Source organism: Gemmatimonadota bacterium, from assembly GCA_016704275.1.
GTDB lineage: Bacteria > Gemmatimonadota > Gemmatimonadetes > Gemmatimonadales > GWC2-71-9 > Palsa-1233.
Map to the genome: position 1 here is coordinate 256,001 of JADJAK010000003.1, position 17,102 is coordinate 273,102.

Annotated in this window: 13 protein-coding genes and 1 other RNA gene; 3 read left to right on the forward strand and 11 right to left on the reverse strand. The window is 68.0% G+C overall.

The window, feature by feature from the left end; all coding sequences use genetic code 11:
• Nucleotides 1–63: 63 nt before the first annotated feature.
• Nucleotides 64–2,403: a S9 family peptidase gene (locus IPG05_08775; GenBank protein ID MBK6495183.1), complete on the reverse strand. Its 2,340-nt coding sequence runs from the start codon at nucleotides 2,401–2,403 to the stop codon at nucleotides 64–66.
• 124 nt (nucleotides 2,404–2,527) lie between these two features.
• On the opposite strand from IPG05_08775, the gene ssrA reads away from it, so the two are divergent.
• The 3 genes from ssrA (at nucleotide 2,528) to IPG05_08790 (ending at nucleotide 6,287) form a co-directional block, all read left to right on the forward strand.
• Nucleotides 2,528–2,894: a transfer-messenger RNA gene (gene ssrA, locus IPG05_08780) on the forward strand.
• 87 nt (nucleotides 2,895–2,981) lie between these two features.
• On the forward strand, nucleotides 2,982–5,024 hold the full coding sequence (locus IPG05_08785; protein MBK6495184.1) for a S9 family peptidase: 2,043 nt from the start codon (nucleotides 2,982–2,984) through the stop codon (nucleotides 5,022–5,024).
• Between the two features lie 105 nt (nucleotides 5,025–5,129).
• Complete coding sequence (locus IPG05_08790; protein ID MBK6495185.1) at nucleotides 5,130–6,287, forward strand: hypothetical protein; 1,158 nt, start codon at nucleotides 5,130–5,132, stop codon at nucleotides 6,285–6,287.
• Between the two features lie 18 nt (nucleotides 6,288–6,305).
• On the opposite strand, the gene IPG05_08795 is transcribed toward IPG05_08790, so the two are convergent.
• The 10 genes from IPG05_08795 to pssA form a co-directional block, all read right to left on the reverse strand.
• Nucleotides 6,306–6,779, reverse strand: a complete 474-nt coding sequence (locus IPG05_08795; GenBank protein MBK6495186.1) for a hypothetical protein — start codon at nucleotides 6,777–6,779, stop codon at nucleotides 6,306–6,308.
• A gap of 7 nt (nucleotides 6,780–6,786) precedes the next feature.
• Nucleotides 6,787–7,191, reverse strand: coding sequence for a DUF2911 domain-containing protein (locus IPG05_08800; protein ID MBK6495187.1), 405 nt, complete (start codon nucleotides 7,189–7,191; stop codon nucleotides 6,787–6,789).
• Nucleotides 7,192–7,344: 153 nt separating this feature from the next.
• On the reverse strand, nucleotides 7,345–8,475 hold the full coding sequence (locus tag IPG05_08805; protein ID MBK6495188.1) for a 5-(carboxyamino)imidazole ribonucleotide synthase: 1,131 nt from the start codon (nucleotides 8,473–8,475) through the stop codon (nucleotides 7,345–7,347).
• Nucleotides 8,472–8,972, reverse strand: a complete 501-nt coding sequence (purE, locus tag IPG05_08810) for a 5-(carboxyamino)imidazole ribonucleotide mutase (protein ID MBK6495189.1) — start codon at nucleotides 8,970–8,972, stop codon at nucleotides 8,472–8,474. The genes IPG05_08805 and purE overlap by 4 nt, the downstream gene beginning before the upstream one ends.
• The gene (locus IPG05_08815; protein ID MBK6495190.1) at nucleotides 8,969–11,638 is read right to left on the reverse strand and encodes a pyruvate, phosphate dikinase; all 2,670 of its coding nucleotides are present in this window, start codon (nucleotides 11,636–11,638) and stop codon (nucleotides 8,969–8,971) included. Before IPG05_08815 ends, purE begins: the two co-directional genes overlap by 4 nt.
• A complete protein-coding gene (locus IPG05_08820) occupies nucleotides 11,635–13,029 on the reverse strand; it encodes an amidophosphoribosyltransferase (GenBank protein ID MBK6495191.1) in 1,395 nt (464 codons plus the stop codon). The genes IPG05_08815 and IPG05_08820 overlap by 4 nt, the downstream gene beginning before the upstream one ends.
• A gap of 3 nt (nucleotides 13,030–13,032) precedes the next feature.
• Nucleotides 13,033–15,324 (reverse strand): phosphoribosylformylglycinamidine synthase subunit PurL, encoded by a 2,292-nt coding sequence (purL, locus tag IPG05_08825; protein ID MBK6495192.1) that lies wholly within the window; start codon nucleotides 15,322–15,324, stop codon nucleotides 13,033–13,035.
• Entirely contained in the window at nucleotides 15,321–16,025 is a 705-nt protein-coding gene (gene purQ / locus IPG05_08830; GenBank protein ID MBK6495193.1) for a phosphoribosylformylglycinamidine synthase subunit PurQ, read from the reverse strand. Before purQ ends, purL begins: the two co-directional genes overlap by 4 nt.
• Nucleotides 16,025–16,273, reverse strand: a complete 249-nt coding sequence (purS, locus tag IPG05_08835) for a phosphoribosylformylglycinamidine synthase subunit PurS (protein ID MBK6495194.1) — start codon at nucleotides 16,271–16,273, stop codon at nucleotides 16,025–16,027. Before purS ends, purQ begins: the two co-directional genes overlap by 1 nt.
• The gene (gene pssA, locus IPG05_08840; protein MBK6495195.1) at nucleotides 16,270–17,085 is read right to left on the reverse strand and encodes a CDP-diacylglycerol--serine O-phosphatidyltransferase; all 816 of its coding nucleotides are present in this window, start codon (nucleotides 17,083–17,085) and stop codon (nucleotides 16,270–16,272) included. The genes purS and pssA overlap by 4 nt, the downstream gene beginning before the upstream one ends.
• Nucleotides 17,086–17,102 lie beyond the last annotated feature (17 nt).

Sequence of the window (17,102 nt, forward strand, 5' to 3'; positions counted from 1 at the left end):
GTGGTTCGGCGGGAAGATCTCTCCGCTGGGCCACGCTTCTCGCTTCTCGCTTCTCGATCCTCGCTACTTGTTGAGCAGCACTTCCTCCCACAACTTCTGCATCCGCCGCTGCGAGTCGCGCTTCGACCACGAGTTCTGCCAGCCGTGCGCCTCGATCGGATAGGTCACGAAGTCGAAATCCTTCCCCAGCTCCATCAGCCGCTGTGTGAGCCGGGCGGCGTCCTGATACATCACGTTGTTGTCGACCAGGCCGTGCTGAATGACCAGCCGGTCCTTGAGGCCTGCCGCGTGGTAGATGGGTGATGAGGCGCGGTAGGCGGCCGAGTCGCTCGCTGGCGCACCGTTCAGGATGCGGGCGGTATACCAGTGATTGTAGTGCGCCCAGTCGGTCACGGAGCACTGCGCGACGCCACCCTTGAAGACGCCGGGATGCTTGAAGAGCGCCATCAGCGTGAAGAAGCCGCCGTACGAGCAGCCGTAGAGGCCGACCCGGTCCGGGCTCACGTTGTACTTCTCCTTGAGGAACGGCACCGCGGCCACCGCCGACGCGACGTCGCGGTCACCCATGCTGCGGTAGACGGCCGTGCGCGTATCGCGGCCGTAGCCGGCGCTCGCCCGGTAGTCGAGCACCATGTAGGTGACGCCGAGGTCGGTGAGGTGCTTGGCATAGAGGGAGCCGCCGTGCGCGCTCGAGCCCGAGAACGCCTTGTGCACGCCCTGGGCGTAGCCGGCGCCGTGGATCTCCATCACGGCCGGACGGTTGGCGTGCTGCGTCGCGGGCCGATAGACGCGGGCCCACACCGGCTTCCCCTGGTCGTCGTTGAAGGTGACGAAGTCGCTCGTGGGCCAGGCGAGCTTCCAGAACATGTCGGTGCCGCTCTTCGTCAAACGGATCGGCGCCGCAGCCAGGCTCGGCATCAGGTAGAGATCGGCCAGCTCCTTCGGCGTGCTCCAGCGGAGCACCGCACCGTCCTCGCCGGGCGCCCAGACGGCCGTGACCTCACCCTCGCCCAGATTGTCGATGCGCGTGCGCGGTCCACCCTCGGCCGGCATCCGGTAGAGGTGCAGCTCGCTCGGGTGGGCCTCGGAGGTCGACAGGGTCCACCACTTGCCATCGCGTGAGAGTGCGGCGGAGCGCACTTCCCACTGACCGCTGGTGAGGGCGCGGCGCGTCCCGTCCATCGTCACCAGCACGAGATGATCCCAGCCGGTTTCCTCGGTGCGGATCGCAATGCGCTCGCCATCGGGCATCCAGGTGAGGCCGCGCGGCTCGAGCAGCCAGGCATCGTCGTGCTGGTGGTCGAGCGTCTTCAATTGCTTGCCCGTCGCGGGATCGACCAGCACCACCCAGCGGTCCTTGTAGTCGAGCGAGGCGAACTCGGCGATCAGGCGCGTCCCCTGCCGGTTCCACTGCAGATCCGTGGCGCGGACCGGCTTGCCGAAGCCGGCGGTGTCGACGAAGGTGATGGCGACGCTGTCGGGCTCGGCCATCGGATCGACGGGGATGATCGCGGCACGGCTCTGTGCCAGCGGCGCGCCCACCTTGGCGCGCGACGTCCGCGAGATCACGATGCCGGAATCGTTGACGTAGTCCCCGAAGACGGTTGACCCTTCCTCGACCTTCGGCGTGGCGATGTAGCTGACGAATTTGCCGTCGGGCGTGATCGCGAGGTCGCCGATGGTGTCGTCCTTCTTCGGCTTCAGCACCACGGCCGGCATCGGCACGCGATCGCGGCGCGCGCGGGCCTTCGCCGAGTCCTGCTGCTCCTTGCGGCGCTTGACGAAGTCGAAGATCTCGACCTGCTCCTTCTTGAGCTCGGCGGCGTTCTTGTTGTCCTTCGGTGCCTCGAACTTGACGCTGGTCCGCGTGAGCTGTCGCTCGACGCCGGTGGTCGGGTTGAGCGCGAAGAGGTCGCCGTTCCGCTGGAAGCGCAGTTCGGACTCGTCTTCCGACCAGCCGAAGCCGCCACCCTCCAGGCTGGCGCGCAGGAGCCGCTCGCCCTTGCCGCGCTCCCAGATGCGGAGCTCGTTCCGCGCACTCCAGACACCACGGCTCCCGTCCCGCGTCCATTGCACGCCGATCGGAATCCGCGTGGCGATCTCCCGGCTGACGCCCTCGATCTTCTTGCCGTCACGCGAGACGCGGAACCAGGGCGCGTCGGGGGCGACCGGCTCCGCCGGCTTCACCACCGTGTCGTACGAGAAGTAGATCCAGCGGCCCTCGAGATCCCAGCGCGGAGCGCCCGGGGCGATGCCGAGCCAGCGCGCATCGACGGTGGAATCGAGTGGCACGCGAAGCGAGGCATCGCGCGCCGAGGCATCGAGCTTCGACTGGCGGAGCGGCAGCGTCTGCGCCTGCAGGGCAGGGGCGACGAGCAGGAGGGCGACAAGCGGCAAGCGCATGGAGGACCCACGGGTAGGGAGGGAGTGGACGGCAGTCCCCTAATATCCATCCTCGGAGGGAGAGACTCCAGTCTCCGTGCGGCGGACTTGCCCGGGGGCGGAGCTTCGGCTACTCTTCGGGCACGGGGGCGATCGGCTTCGACGGGTTGGTAGAAGGCATCGCCGCGTGCCCAGGTCCGGGGTCCTGGATAATCCCTCTGGAAAAAACACAATTGCCAACACTGATCTGGCGATGGCTGCGTAAGCTGAGCTTTAAGTAGTTCGCTTCGCACCTCCGAGATGAAAGCCCGTCCGGGGCGTTCTGATCGGAATCATTAATCCGGAATAGCGACTGGTGGTCCTCCGACACCGGAAGCGAGACTTCAGGAGGTCACCGTTGGGAAGGTCGGCTCGGCACCGGCCCAACGCCAAGTTCGAAGCGGAGCCTACGCACGTAGACGCGGTCCCGGAAATTGATTCGGACCAGGGTTCGATTCCCTGCGCCTCCATTTGGTTGGTGAACGGTGAACGGTGAACGGGCTCAACCCGTGACCCCGTTCACCGTTTACCGTTTACCCTCTCGCCACCAGAGACTTCCCGTGTCTGCTCCGCTGTCTCCGCCCGTCGCCCCCCGCCATCCCACCACCGTCGTGCACCATGGCGAGACGCTGGTCGACGACTATGCCTGGCTGCGGCAGAAGGACGACCCAGCCGTCCGCGCGTATCTCGACGCCGAGAATGCCTGGGCAGACGCGTGGCTGGCCCCGACGGCGGCGCTGCAGGAACAACTCTACCAGGAGATGCTCGGCCGCATCCGCGAGACCGATCTCTCCGTGCCGTATCGGAAAGGTGACTGGTGGTACTACACCCGCACCGAGGAAGGGAAGCAGTACCCGATCCACTGCCGTCGCCTCGGGTCACCGACCGAGGGCGAGGAGACGGTCCTGATCGACCTGAATCTGCTCGCCGAGGGGACATCGTTCATGGCGCTCGGCGACATGGCGGTGAGCGACGATGGCTGGCTGCTGGCGTACAGCACCGACGAGACGGGCTTTCGGCAATACACGCTGGTGGTGAAGGACCTGCGCACGGGCACACTGCTGCCGGTCCGGCGTGAGCGGGTGACATCCGTGGCGTGGGACAGCGACAGCCAGACGCTCTACTACGCTGTCGAGGACGCCGAGACGAAGCGTTCGTGCGATATCTGGCAGCATCGGCTCGGTGCGGAGGAGGACAGCCTCGTCTTTCACGAGGCCGATGAGGCGTTCAATGTCGGCATCGCGCGGACCCGGAGTCGGGAATGGCTGGTGCTCTTCAGCGGCAGTCACACCACCTCGGAAGCCCGGGTACGGCGCGCCGGCAGCGCGGATGTGTGGCAGACGCTCCTGCCGCGCGTGGCCGATCGCGAGTACGACGTCGACCATCACGGCGACCGCTTCTTCGTGCGGATCAACGACACGGGCCGGAACTTCCGCCTGGTCACCATGCCTGTGACCGGCGGCGCACTGGCCGATGCGGTCGAGGTGGTCCCGCATCGCGACGGGGTGATGCTCGAGGGGATGGAGTGCTTCCGTCGACACCTGATCGTGCATGAGCGCGAAGACGGTGTGCCCCAGATGGCCGTCCACCGCCTCGCGGATGGTGCGGTCCATCGGATCGCCTTCCCCGAGCCTGCCTACGAGTGCTATCCGCACGCCAATCCCGAGTTTGACACCGCGATCTACCGGTACGGCTACCAGTCAATGGTGACGCCGTCCTCCGTGCTCGACTATGACCTGGAATCGCGCGAGCGGACGCTGCTCAAGCAACAGGAAGTTGTCGGCGGTTACGACGCGACGCGCTTCGTCTCGCACCGCATCCACGCCACGGCGTCCGACGGCACGCTGGTGCCGATCTCGCTGGTCCGGCGGGCGGATGTGCCCGAAGACGGCACCGCGGCGGCACTCCTGCACGGCTACGGCTCCTACGGCTATCCCTACCCGGTCTCCTTCTCGTCGAATCGGCTGTCGCTGCTGGAACGGGGTGTCGTCGTGGCGATCGCGCACATCCGTGGCGGCGGTGAGCTGGGCAAGCCGTGGCACGACGCCGGACGGATGGGCGAGAAGATGCACAGCTTCACCGACTTCATCGCCTGCGCCGATCATCTGGTCGCGAAGCGCATCGTCGCCGCGGATCGCCTCGCGATTGAAGGCGGGAGTGCCGGGGGACTCTTGATGGGCGCGGTCGTCAACCTCCGCCCCGACCGCTTCGCGGCCGTGCTCTCGCAGGTGCCGTTCGTGGACGTGATCAACACGATGTCCGACGCCACGCTGCCGCTCACGGTCGGTGAGTACGAGGAGTGGGGCAACCCGGGGATCCCTGCCGAGTATGCCTGGATGCGGGCCTACTGCCCCTACACCAACCTCTCGGCGCAGCCATACCCACCGATGCTGGTGCGCACCGCGTTCAACGACTCGCAGGTGATGTACTGGGAGCCGGCAAAGTACGTGGCGCGGATGCGGACGCTCACGACCACCGATGCCCCGCTGCTCTTCCTCACCAACATGGGGGCGGGGCATGGCGGCGCGTCCGGCCGGTACGATCGGCTGCGCGAGTACGCGGTGGACTACGCCTTCCTGATGGCGGTGCTGGGCGCAGGGTAGTTGCCGGGGTGGGTGTCCGGGTCCACTCCTGGCACCACCTGCCCCTCCATCCCCGACTCGGGGTATACTCAGGGAGCCCGTCGACCTCCCCCCCCCAGAGGCCTCATGCGCTCCCAGCTCCGCGCTCTTCAACGCAGCGTGCTCGCCCTGCTCACGATCGGTCTTGCCGCGTGCGGACAGAATCTGGTGGGCCCCGCGGGCGAGGCCTGCGGGGGAGACCCTCACTTCACGGCGATGCCGGTGGCGCTTGGCGACATCGAGGCGATCGCCGTCGTGGGCGGGCTCGGTGCGCCCGGGCACACCCTGCCGACGGCCCACACCGGCTTCATCCTTCGAACCGAAGGGGCCGAGGTTCGCTCTCCCGGCGCCATCCAGATCACCAAGCTCCGCCGGACGCGATACATCACGTCGCCCAACCGGCAGGGGCACGAGGACTACACCGCCGAATTCCAGGTGTGCAAGGATATCTCCGGCTGGTTCGGCCACCTCTCGTCGCTCTCCACCGCGATCCCGGTGCCGGACGGTGGCTGGAAGGAGTGCGAGCGCTACAGCACGGCACTGGAGTCGATCGAGACCTGTACCGCGCGACTCGACGGAGTCTCGCTCGCCGCGGGGCAACCGATGGGGACGAGCGGCTTCTCGATCGCCCTCGGCCTCATGGGGCTCGACTTCGGGCTGCTGGACGCGCGCGTGACGAATGCCTATGTGGCGCGATGGCGGTACCCGGAGCCGGTGCTGCACTCGGTCTGCCCATGGGAACGGTTCGAGACGTCCATCAAGACGCAGCTCTATACCAAGCTGCGGGACATGAGTGGCGTGCCGAGGCCGTCGACCGGCGAGCCGCGCTGTGGGACGATGGTTGTGGATGTGGCCGGGACCGCGAAGGGGATCTGGGCGCTGCCCAGCATCACGGAACCGGTGCAGGGGAACGAAACCGGGTACATCACCTTGGCGAACTACCCGTATCAGCCGGAAGCTGAACTGGCACTCAGTCTCGGCCCCGACATTCTCGGCGCGACGGTGTTGGTGGTTCCCCGCGCCACGGAGGGTCGCGTCAATCGTCCCTTCGAGCAGGTCACGCCGGACGGGTTGATCTACTGCTACGCCCCGGCGCCGGGGGCGGGTGGGTTCATCAACATCCTGCTCATGATGACCGGGCCAAGCGAGATCATGATTCGGAAGGTTCCGCAGACTGCGCCGAATATCTGTTCGGCCGACCCGTCGACGTGGTCGATGGCCGGTGCGACGCGGATGGTGCGTTAGCGCCGCCTCGAGGCTGCGTCAGCCGCTGTCGCCATCGTCGATCCGCGGTGTCTCGCCCGAATCCTCCAGGCGGGGCGACTCCCGAGCTGCCTCGATCGCGCGCACCATCGCCACGGCGGCCATCCGATCACTCCGCGCGTAGAACAGCTCGAGCCGGGCGCCCTTCGCGCCCGGGATGCCGTCGAAGACGCGCAGGCCTCGGCCACGCACCTCCAGCCGGGGGAAGAGGATTCCCCCGGCCAGCGTGACCCCGGCGAGCCACTCAAGTGGCAGCTCCGCTTCCTCTGGCTCGAATTCCTCAGTCTCGGTCTTGACGCCGCTCAGGCCGACTTCTTCCGAGCTGCGTGTCACCGCCCATTCCAGCAGCAGCCGATCGCCCTCAAGGTGCAGCAGCCCCTCGACCTTCGTGGAGACCTCGCGCACCGTCGTCAGATCCATCGACTCTTCGCCGGGAATCTTGATGCGGAAGGGGAGAGGGGCCGGGTACGTCATGTCAGCGCTACTTCGCTGCAGCCATCGGAATCATCACCATCACCTTTTCCCAGCTCAGGTTCAGCGACGTCGGGGCCGCCGAGATGGTGAGCGCCTCGACCAGCGGCATCGGCATCGTCGGTGCCTTGCCGCGCCCGACTTCCTGCGCCTTCACTCCCTCATAGGCGCTCTCGATCCCCCACTGCGAGATCGACCGGTTGATCACGACGTCCCACGACGCGCCAGCCATCGGCACCGTGTAGAGCGAGTAGCTCCCGGCCTCGAGGCGGACGCCGGCCACCGTGATCGGCCCGGTGGTGTGAATGATCGTCGGCTCGTTGGCGCCGGTGCGCCAGAGCTTGCCGTAGGGCACCAGCTCCGAGCCGAAGATGGTGCGCCCCTTCACCAATGGGCGGCCGTAGCAGACCTTCACGACGGCCGTCCCGACCTTGGTCGAGGTGGAGTCGTACTTGGATGCGCGCGTGGCGACAGAGGCGGCCGGACGCTGGGGGTGCAGGCCGGATCGGCAGCAAGGGTCAGGGCGAGCAGGGACAGCATCAGCATGCGGTACTCCAGGGGGGAAAGGTCAATCAGTGAGCGCGCGCCAAGCGGCGAGCGCGCGCTGGAGGGCATCGGGACCAGTCTCGGCGGTGACCGTGAGATGGCCCATCTTGCGGCCGGCGCGTGGCTCGCGCTTGCCGTAGAGGTGCAGCCGAACGCCCGGCATCGCCAGGGCAGCAGCCCACTTCGGCTCGCCGTCGGCCCAGCAGTCGCCGAGAATGTTGACCATCGCCGTCGGACCGAACGCCGTGGTCTCGCCGAGGGGAAGCCCCGCGAGAATCCGGACTTGCTGCTCGAACTGTGACGTCACCGCCGCGTCGAGCGTCCAATGCCCGCTGTTGTGCGGCCTGGGCGCCAGCTCGTTGACGAGCAAGCGACCGTCGCTGGTGACGAAGCACTCGACGCCCATGACACCGACGTAGTCGAGGGCGGCGACGATCCGCTCGGCAACGGTGCGCGCCGCCTCCGCCAACGTCGGTGCGATCACGGCCGGGGCAACCGTCGTATGGAGGATCCCCGCAATGTGCACATTCTCGCCGACCGGCCAGGTCGCGACGGCGCCGGCCGCGCCTCGGGCCACCATCACCGAGAGCTCGGTGGCAAGCGCGACGCGCTCCTCGAGGATGCAAGGCACTTCACCCAGCGTCCGCCACGCCGTGGCCAGATCGTCGTGCGTGGCGACGCGCACCTGTCCTTTGCCGTCGTAGCCGAACTGCGCCGTCTTGAGGATGGCGCCGAGGGGGCCGACGCTGTGCCATGCCGCCGCGCAATCCTCTATCGAGGCGATGGGCTGCCAGCCGACGGTGTCGACCCCTGCCTGATTGAGAAACGCCTTCTCGCGGAGCCGATCCTGGGTGGTCCACACCGCATCACCGGAGGGACGCACGGGGCAGTGCGCGGCGAGGGCGCGAAGCACGTCCGCCGGCACGTTCTCGAACTCGGTGGTGATGGCATCCGCACGCGCCGCAAGCTCAGCGAGCGCCTCGCGATTGCCCCACTCCCGGGTGATGTGCTCGTGTGCGATCTGCCCCGCTGGGGCCTCCGCGTCGGGATCGAGGACCACGACACGATAGCCGAGGCGTTGGGCCTCGGCGGTGAACATGCGCCCCAGCTGGCCGCCCCCCAGCACGCCGAGCGTCCCGCCAGGCAGGATCACGCGGGGGGGAGGGTCAGGGCGCGAACCTTGAGATCCTGCGCCGCACGGAAGCCCTCCAGGCGGCGCGCGAGGTCCGGGTTCTCGCGGGCGAGGATCGCGACGGCGAAGAGCGCCGCGTTGTGGGCGCCGGCATCACCGATGGCGAAGGTCGCGACCGGCACGCCATTCGGCATCTGCGCAATCGACAGCAGTGAATCGAGCCCCTGCAGGTGCTTCGACGCGACCGGCACGCCGAGCACCGGGACGATGGTCTTCGCCGCGAGCATCCCCGGCAGATGGGCCGCACCGCCGGCACCGGCGATGATGCACTTGAGGCCCCGCTCCGCCGCCTCGGACGCGTACTGAAAGAGCAGGTCGGGCGTCCGGTGCGCGGAGACCACCCTCGTCTCATACGGGATGCCGAACTCGACCAACCGCGCCGCCGCATGCTGCATCGTGGTCCAGTCCGAGTCGCTGCCCATCACGACGCCCACCAGCGGGGGAGTGGCCGCGCTCATACCGTGGCCTTCGTGCGGTCGACGGTCCCGCGTGAGGCCAGCGCGGCCTGGGCCGCGGCGAGGCGTGCGACGGGGACTCGGAACGGCGAGCACGAGACATAGTTCATGCGGACCGTCTCGAAGAAGGCAATGGATGCCGGATCGCCACCGTGCTCGCCGCAGACGCCGATCTTCAGGTCGGCCCGCGTCGCGCGGCCCAGTTCACAGGCCATCCGCACCAACTTGCCGACGCCGGCCTGGTCGATGGTCTGGAACGGATCCTGTTCCATGATGCCGCTGGCGACATAGTGGGGCAGGAAGCGACCGGCGTCGTCCCGGGAGAGCCCGTACGTCGTCTGGGTCAGGTCGTTCGTCCCGAAGGAGAAGAACTGGGCCTCGCGCGCGATTTCGTCGGCCGTCAGCGCCGCGCGCGGCAGCTCGATCATCGTGCCGAGCAGGTACGGTACCGTCAGCTGCCGCTCACGGAACACCTCTTCCGCCACCTGCCGGACCAGCAGGGCCTGGCGTCGGAACTCGATCACCGACGCCACCAGCGGGATCATCACTTCCGGCATCACGCGACCCTTGCGAGCCGCGACGGTGCACGCGGCTTCGAAGATCGCCCGGGCCTGCATCGCGGTGATCTCGGGGTACATGATCCCGAGTCGGCAGCCCCGCAGCCCGAGCATCGGATTCTCTTCGTGCAGCGACTCGACCACGTGGCGCAACCGGTCGAGCGGCTTGCCGAGATCCTGCGACAACTTGAGGAGTTCCCCTTCGTCCTTCGGGAGGAACTCGTGCAACGGCGGATCGAGCAATCGGATCGTAACCGGAAATCCTTCCATCGCACGGAAGATCGACTCGAAGTCGCCACGCTGCATCGGCAGAAGCTTGGCCAATGCCCGTTCGCGGGCCGGCCGATCTTCCGCGACGATCATCTCGCGCATCGCGAGGAGCCGATCGCCATCGAAGAACATGTGCTCCGTGCGGCAGAGGCCGATCCCCTCGGCGCCGTAGTCGCGGCTGCGATGCGCATCGGCGGCGGTGTCGGCATTGGCGCGCACCTTCATCGGGCGGATGCGGTCGGCCCACGCCATCAAGGTGTGGTAGTGCTCGTCGAGCTCCGGCGCGATCAGCTTGGCCTGCCCGACGTACACGATGCCGGTGCTGCCATCGAGCGTGATCCAGTCGCCACCATGCAACACGCGGTCGCCGACGCGCACCGTGCCGAGCGCTTCGTCCACTTCCAGGTCCTGGGCACCGGCCACGCACGGCTTCCCCATCCCGCGAGCGACCACGGCGGCATGCGACGTCATCCCGCCGCGCGCCGTCAACACCGCCTTCGAGGCGACCATGCCGTGGAAGTCCTCGGGCGAGGTCTCCCGACGGACCAGGATCACCGCGTCGCCGGCGCGGGCGCGATCGGCCGCGACATCCGCATCGAAGACGATCTGCCCGGAGGCGGCACCGGGCGATGCCGGCAGCCCGGTCGCGAGGCGGTCGAGGACGGCGCCCGGGTCGATCATCGGGTGCAGCAGCTGCTCGAGCGCGGCGGGCGGAATCCGCGCGACCGCTTCTTCCTCGCTGATCAGGTCCTCGGTGACCATCTCGCAGGCGACCCGGAACGCCGCTTGGCCGGAGCGCTGCCCGCGCCGGGTCTGCAGCATGTAGAGTCGCCCTTCCTCGATGGTGAACTCCATGTCCTGCACGTCGCGGAAGTGCCGCTCCAACGTGCGCGCCATCCGCTCGAGCTCATGGAAGACCCCGGGCATCTTCTCGCGGAGGGCGGCAATCGGCTCCGGGGTGCGCGCACCCGAGACGACGTCCTCGCCCTGGGCGTTGCAGAGGAACTCCCCGTAGAGCAGCCGCTCCCCGGTCGACGGATTGCGAGAGAAGGTGACGCCGGTGCCGGAGGTCTCGCCGAGGTTCCCGTAGACCATCGCGACGATGTTGACCGCGGTGCCCATCGTGTCGGGAATCTCGTGCATGCGTCGGTAGTCGATCGCCCGACGCGTGTTCCAGCTCTCGAAGACGGCGGCGATGGCGCCCCAGAGTTGCTCCATCGGCTCTTCGGGGAATGGGCGACCGGCCTGTTCGGTGATGATCGCCTTGAAGCGGGCCACCAGGCCCTTGATCGCCGCCACTGGCAGGTCGATGTCACGCGACGCCCCGTGGGCGTGCCGCGCCTCCTCGACCAGTTGATCGAACGGCGCCCGGGGCTGGTCGAACACGACCACGCCGTACATCTGCACGAACCGGCGATAGCAATCCCAGGCGAACGCCGGGTTGTTGCTCTTGGCCGCGAGCCCTTCCACGGTCTGATCGTTCAGGCCGAGGTTGAGGATGGTCTCCATCATGCCGGGCATCGAGACGGCGGCACCGCTCCGCACCGACACGAGGAGCGGGTTCGTCGCGTCGCCGAACTCCCGACCGGTGGCGGCCTCGAGACGCTGGAGGGCCTGCTCGACCTGGGCGCGGAGTCGCGGCGGGAAGGAGGTCGTGTCGAGATAGGTCTGGCAGAGCGTCGCCGAAATGGTGAAGCCGGGCGGCACGGGAATGCCGAGATTGGTCATCTCCGCGAGGCCGGCCCCCTTGCCGCCGAGGATGTCCTTCATCGCCGACGAGCCCTCGGCGCGTCCCTGGCCGAACGAGTAGACCAGCGGCTGTTGGGCGAAGGCGTCGATCATGCGATGACCTCCAGCGGTGCGGCGGCGGTGCGGAACGCGCCGAAGGTAAGCTGTACGGGGGTCGGGTAGTCGCCGGAGAAGCAGGCATGGCACCACTCCGTGCCGTGCGTGGTCGCGCCCGTCATCTCATCCAGCGTGAGGTACTCCAGCGAGTCGACGCCGAGGTAGGCGCGGATCTCGTCGCGGGAATGCGTCGCCGCAATGAGCTCGTCCCGGGTCGGCGTGTCGATGCCGTAGTGGCACGGCCCGGTGATCGGCGGCGAGCCGAGGCGAAGGTGGACTTCGCGCGCGCCCGCCGCGCGGATCATCTCGACCAGCCCCTTGCTCGTCGTCCCGCGCACGAGGGAGTCATCGACCACGACGACGGATTTCCCGGCGATCACTTCGCGAACGGCGTTGAACTTGATCTTCACCTTCTCGACACGGATGGCCTGCGTCGGGTTGATGAAGGTCCGTCCGACATAGTGGTTGCGGATCAGCCCATGCTCGAGCTTCACGCCCGAGACCTCGGAGTAGCCGAGTGCCATGACATTGGCCGAGTCGGGGACCGAGAAGACGACATCCGCCCCGGTGGCCGGATGGAAACGCGCCAGTTGGCGGCCGAGTTCGCGGCGCACGCGATCGACGGATTCCCCGAAAATGGTGGAGTCGGGTCGGGAGAAGTACACCAGCTCGAAGATGCAGCGGGTCACCCGGCGCGGAGAGAGCGGGGCGAGGTTGGTCACCACGCCATCCTCGAGCCGGACGAATTCTCCCGGCTCGAGTTCGCGCATGTTGGTGGCGCCGACCAGGTCGAGGGCGCAGGTCTCCGACGCCGCCACGAGCCCGTCGCCGACTCGGCCGACAAAGAGCGGCCGGAAGCCGCGCGAATCGATCGCCGCATACAAGGTCCGACCCACGCCAATGACCACAGAGTAGGCGCCGTCGGCCTGCTCCAGGGCGTCGCGAATCTGACCCTCGACCGTCGGCGCGTCGGAACGGGCGATCAGATGGATGAGAACTTCGGTGTCGCTGTTGGACGAGAAGATCGCGCCGCCACGAACCAGCTCCTCGCGCAACAGGTCGGCGTTGACGAGGTTCCCGTTGTGGGCCACGGCCAGCGGACCGGCGTGATAGTTGACCAGGAAGGGTTGGGCATTCGCCAACACCGTGCTGCCCGCGGTGGAGTAGCGGGTGTGCCCAATCGCCACGTCGCCGTGGAGCGCTTCGAGTGCCGGTTCGGAGAAGGCGTCGGCTACCAGGCCCATCTCGCGATGGATCCGGGCCGTTGTGTTCTCATCGACGGCCATGATCCCTGCGCTCTCCTGCCCGCGATGCTGCAACGCGTACAAGCCCAGGTAGGCGACGCGTGATGCGTCAGGGACCCCCGAGACACCGATCACACCGCACATCGCTTACTCCTCTCCTGTGGCCGTGACCGGGGCCGCCATGCGGCGGGGGATCGCGTCGAAATACTTCTGGCGAAGGGCAGCGGTCTGCCAGGTCCAGCCCCGACCGTCGCGATTGACGATCAGGTCGCTGTCGGCCTCGCCCACCAGGCCGAGGTAGTGTGCCGACACCCCCTGCGCCGCCGCGATGCGCTGCAGCGCGGCGACGTCTGCCGGGTCGCACGAGACGATCGCCCGCGCGCCGTCCTCCCCGAAGAGGAAGCCGTCATCACTGACGTCCGGAGCGTGCGCGTCGAGATCGATGATCGCGCCAAAGGTGGTGGTGGCCCATGGGCCGCCCATGCAGCACTCGGCCAGGGCCACGGCCAGACCGCCATCGCTCAGGTCGTGCGCCGAACGCAGCAGGCGTGTCTCCGCCGCCGCAATGAGCACTTCCTGCAGCGCGCGTTCCGCGGACAGGTCCACCGGCGGCGGCGAACCGGCGACGGTGTCGAGGACCTCGGCCCAGTACGCCGAGCCGCCCAGGTGCCCGCGGCTGGTGCCGAGGAGGAGGACGGCGTCGCCGGTCGCGCGGAAGTGCGACGGCACCGCCTTGGTGATGTCCGCCAAGAGGCCGACCATTCCGATGGTCGGGGTCGGATCGATCGCACCGTGCGGATTCTGGTTGTACAGCGAGACGTTGCCGCCGGTCACCGGCGTATTGAATGCCAGGCAGGCGTCGCTGATGCCGCGACAGGCCTCGGTAAACTGGAAGAAGATTTCCGGCTTCTCGGGGTTGCCGAAGTTCAGGCAGTCCGTGATGCCGAGTGGTCGCGCGCCGGTGCAGGCGATGTTGCGCGCCGCCTCGGCCACGGCCCCCTTGCCTCCCTCGAATGGATCGAGGAGGACGTGCCGTGCGTTGCAGTCGACCGTCATCGCCAGGCCGAAGGTGGTGTCGGCCACGCGCAGGACGCCGGCGTCGCCGCCGGGGAGAATCGCACTCCCGGCGCGCACGGTGGAGTCATACTGCTCGAACACCCAGCGCTTGCTGGCGATGGTCGGCGCATCCAGCAGTGTCAGCAGTGCCTCGCCCGGCGTCGGCGCCTGGCGGCTCGGCGTCCGCTTCCGTCGCGCCACGGCCTCTGGCGATTCGATGGCGTCAGGCGTGTAGATCGGGCAGCCATCGACCAGTTCCTGTCCGGGAATCGCCGCGACGGTGCGTCCCTCGTGCACGATCCGGAACAGCCCATCGTCCGTCACGTGACCCACCGGCGTCGCGTCGAGTTCCCACTTCCGGCAGATCGCCTGGATCTCGGGAATGCGATGGGGCTCCGCGACCACGAGCATCCGCTCCTGGGATTCCGAGAGCATGATCTCGTAGGGCGTCATCCCCGCTTCGCGGGTCGGCACCTTCGAGGTGTCCAGTTCGACCCCGACACCACCGCGCGCCGCCATTTCGGCCGAGGAGGAGGTGAGACCGGCGGCCCCCATGTCCTGGATCGCCACGATGACATTGCTGGTGATCAGTTCCAGCGACGCCTCGAGCAAAAGCTTTTCCGTGAAGGGGTCGCCGACCTGGACCTGCGGCCGCCGCTTCTCGCTCTCGGCGGTCAAGTCCTCCGAGGCAAAGGACGCCCCGTGGATGCCGTCGCGTCCGGTGCTGGCGCCGACGGTCAGGAGAATGTTGCCGACGCCGTGGGCACGCGCCGTGATCAGGTCGGCCTCACGCAGGAGTCCGACCGCCATGGCGTTGACGAGCGGATTGCCGCTGTAGCCTGGCGCAAAGCAGACCTCGCCGCCGAGGGTCGGAATCCCGACGCAATTGCCGTAGTCCCCAACGCCCTTGACGATCCCCGCGAAGAGCCAGCGATTGCGCGGATCATCGAGGGGACCGAGTCGGAGCGAATTGAGCACCGCGACCGGCCGGGCCCCCATGGTGAAGACGTCACGCAGGATGCCGCCGACGCCGGTCGCGGCGCCCTGATACGGTTCGACCGCACTCGGGTGGTTGTGGGACTCGATCTTGAACGCCACCGCCCAGCCCTCGGGGAGGCGAAGCACGCCGGCATTCTCGCCCGGGCCCTGAACCACCTGCGGGCCCTCGACCGGAAAGCGCCGCAACACCGGCTTGGTGTGCTTGTACGAGCAGTGCTCGGACCAGAGCGCCGAGAAGATGCCGAGCTCGGTGAGCGTTGGCGTGCGGCCCAGCAACGCGAGGATGGCGGTGTATTCCGTCTCGTTCAGCTTGTGCTCGGCCACCACGGCCTGCGTCACTGGCCGTTCGCCCGGAAAGGCCTCGGCGGGAGTCACGACGGTCATGCGGCCACCCCGGTCGTCGCGAGGCGTCCGATCAGCGAAGAGAAGAAGCGGTGGCCGGCGTCGGAGCCCAGTGCCGCCTCGGCGAGGCGCTCCGGGTGCGGCATGAAGCCGACCACGGTGCCGGCGGCGTTGCAGATGCCGGCGATGTCGTTGGCCGAGCCGTTGGGATTGTGCGTGGCATCGCTGCCAGGGACCGCGACATAGCGGAGTACGACGCGACCCTCGGCCTCGAGCGCCGCAAGGGTCTCTGCATCGGCGACGAAGCGCCCCTCACCGTGGGCGATGGGGATCCGGATCACATCGCCGACGGCGTAGTCCGACGTGCAGATCGTGTCGCGGCGCTCGACGCGCACGTCGACGGGGCGGGAGAGGAAGCGTTGCGCGGCATTCCGCAGCAACGCCCCCGGCAGCAGATGCGCCTCGCAGAGGACCTGGAAGCCGTTGCAGATGCCGACCACGGCGCCGCCGGCGTCAGCGTGCGCCCGCACGGCCTGCATCACGGGCGCAAACCGGGCGATGGCCCCCGAGCGGAGGTAGTCACCGTACGAGAAGCCACCGGGGAGAATCACCGCGTCGGCCCCTTCGAGCGTGGTCGCGCGGTAGTCGAGGAGCACCGCCTCGCCGCCGGCGCGTTCGATGGCGGTCAGGGTCTCGGTCTCGCAGTTGCTTCCGGGGAAGCGGACAACGGCCACGCGTGCCATCAGGACCCGACCTCGATGACGAAGTCCTCGGTCACCGGATTGGCCAGCAAGCGTTCGCACATGGTGCGGGCGATCGCTTCGGCCGCGGCGGGGCTCTCCGCGTCGAGCGAGAGTTCGATCGCCTTGCCGACGCGCACGCCGGTCGCGGCGCCGAAGCCCAGCGAAGCGAGGGCATGCTCCACGGCCTGCCCTTGAGGATCGAGGAGGCCGGGGCGGGGCATCACGCGGACGTGGACTTGGACGATCATTCAGCGTTCTCCTGACGCCGCTCAGCGCGGCGGGGACGTAGGGTCGGGGTGACCAGCGTGATCGGGGGCTGCTCGTCGTGTTCTTCGTCATCGCGCGCGGTGATCAGCAACACGACATGGCGAATGAGACCGTAGAGCAGATACGTCAGGCCCAGCGTGAAGAGGAAGTACTGCGGCACGAGGAGCGAGCCGGCGAGCACCACCAGGTACCAGAGCAGCCCCAGCACCTGCGCCGGGCTGCGAATGCCGGCCGCTGGCCAGCGCGGATATTGGACATTGCTGACCATCAGCAGCGCGAGGGCCACCACCAGGAAGACCAGCCCCTGGTGCTGAAAGTTCAGGTAGGCGAGCGAGCCGCGGTACCAGTCGGTCTGCGAGAAGGCGAAGTACGTGGCCAGCGTCATCCCGGCCGACGGGGACGGCAGGCCAGTGAACCAGTGAGACGGCTTCCCGCCCTGACCGGCCAGGACGTTGAATCGCGCCAACCGGAGCGCCGCACAGGCGACGTAGAAGAAGCAGATCACCCAGGCGAGGCGGCCGGCGGTGGAGAATTCCAGGAAGTACATCAACAGCGCCGGCGCGACACCGAACGAGATCACGTCGACGAGCGAGTCGAGCTCGGCGCCGAATCGCGACCCGCTGTTCGATGCGCGGGCGATGCGGCCGTCGAGCATGTCGAGCACGCCCGCGAAGACGATGAACCACCCGGCCCAGAGGAAGTTGCCGTTGTGCGCGGAAACGATCGACCAGAAGCCGAAGAAGAGATTGCCGAGCGTGAAGGCGTTCGGCATCACGACGACGACGCGGCGCATGCCGCTCCGCGGAGGGG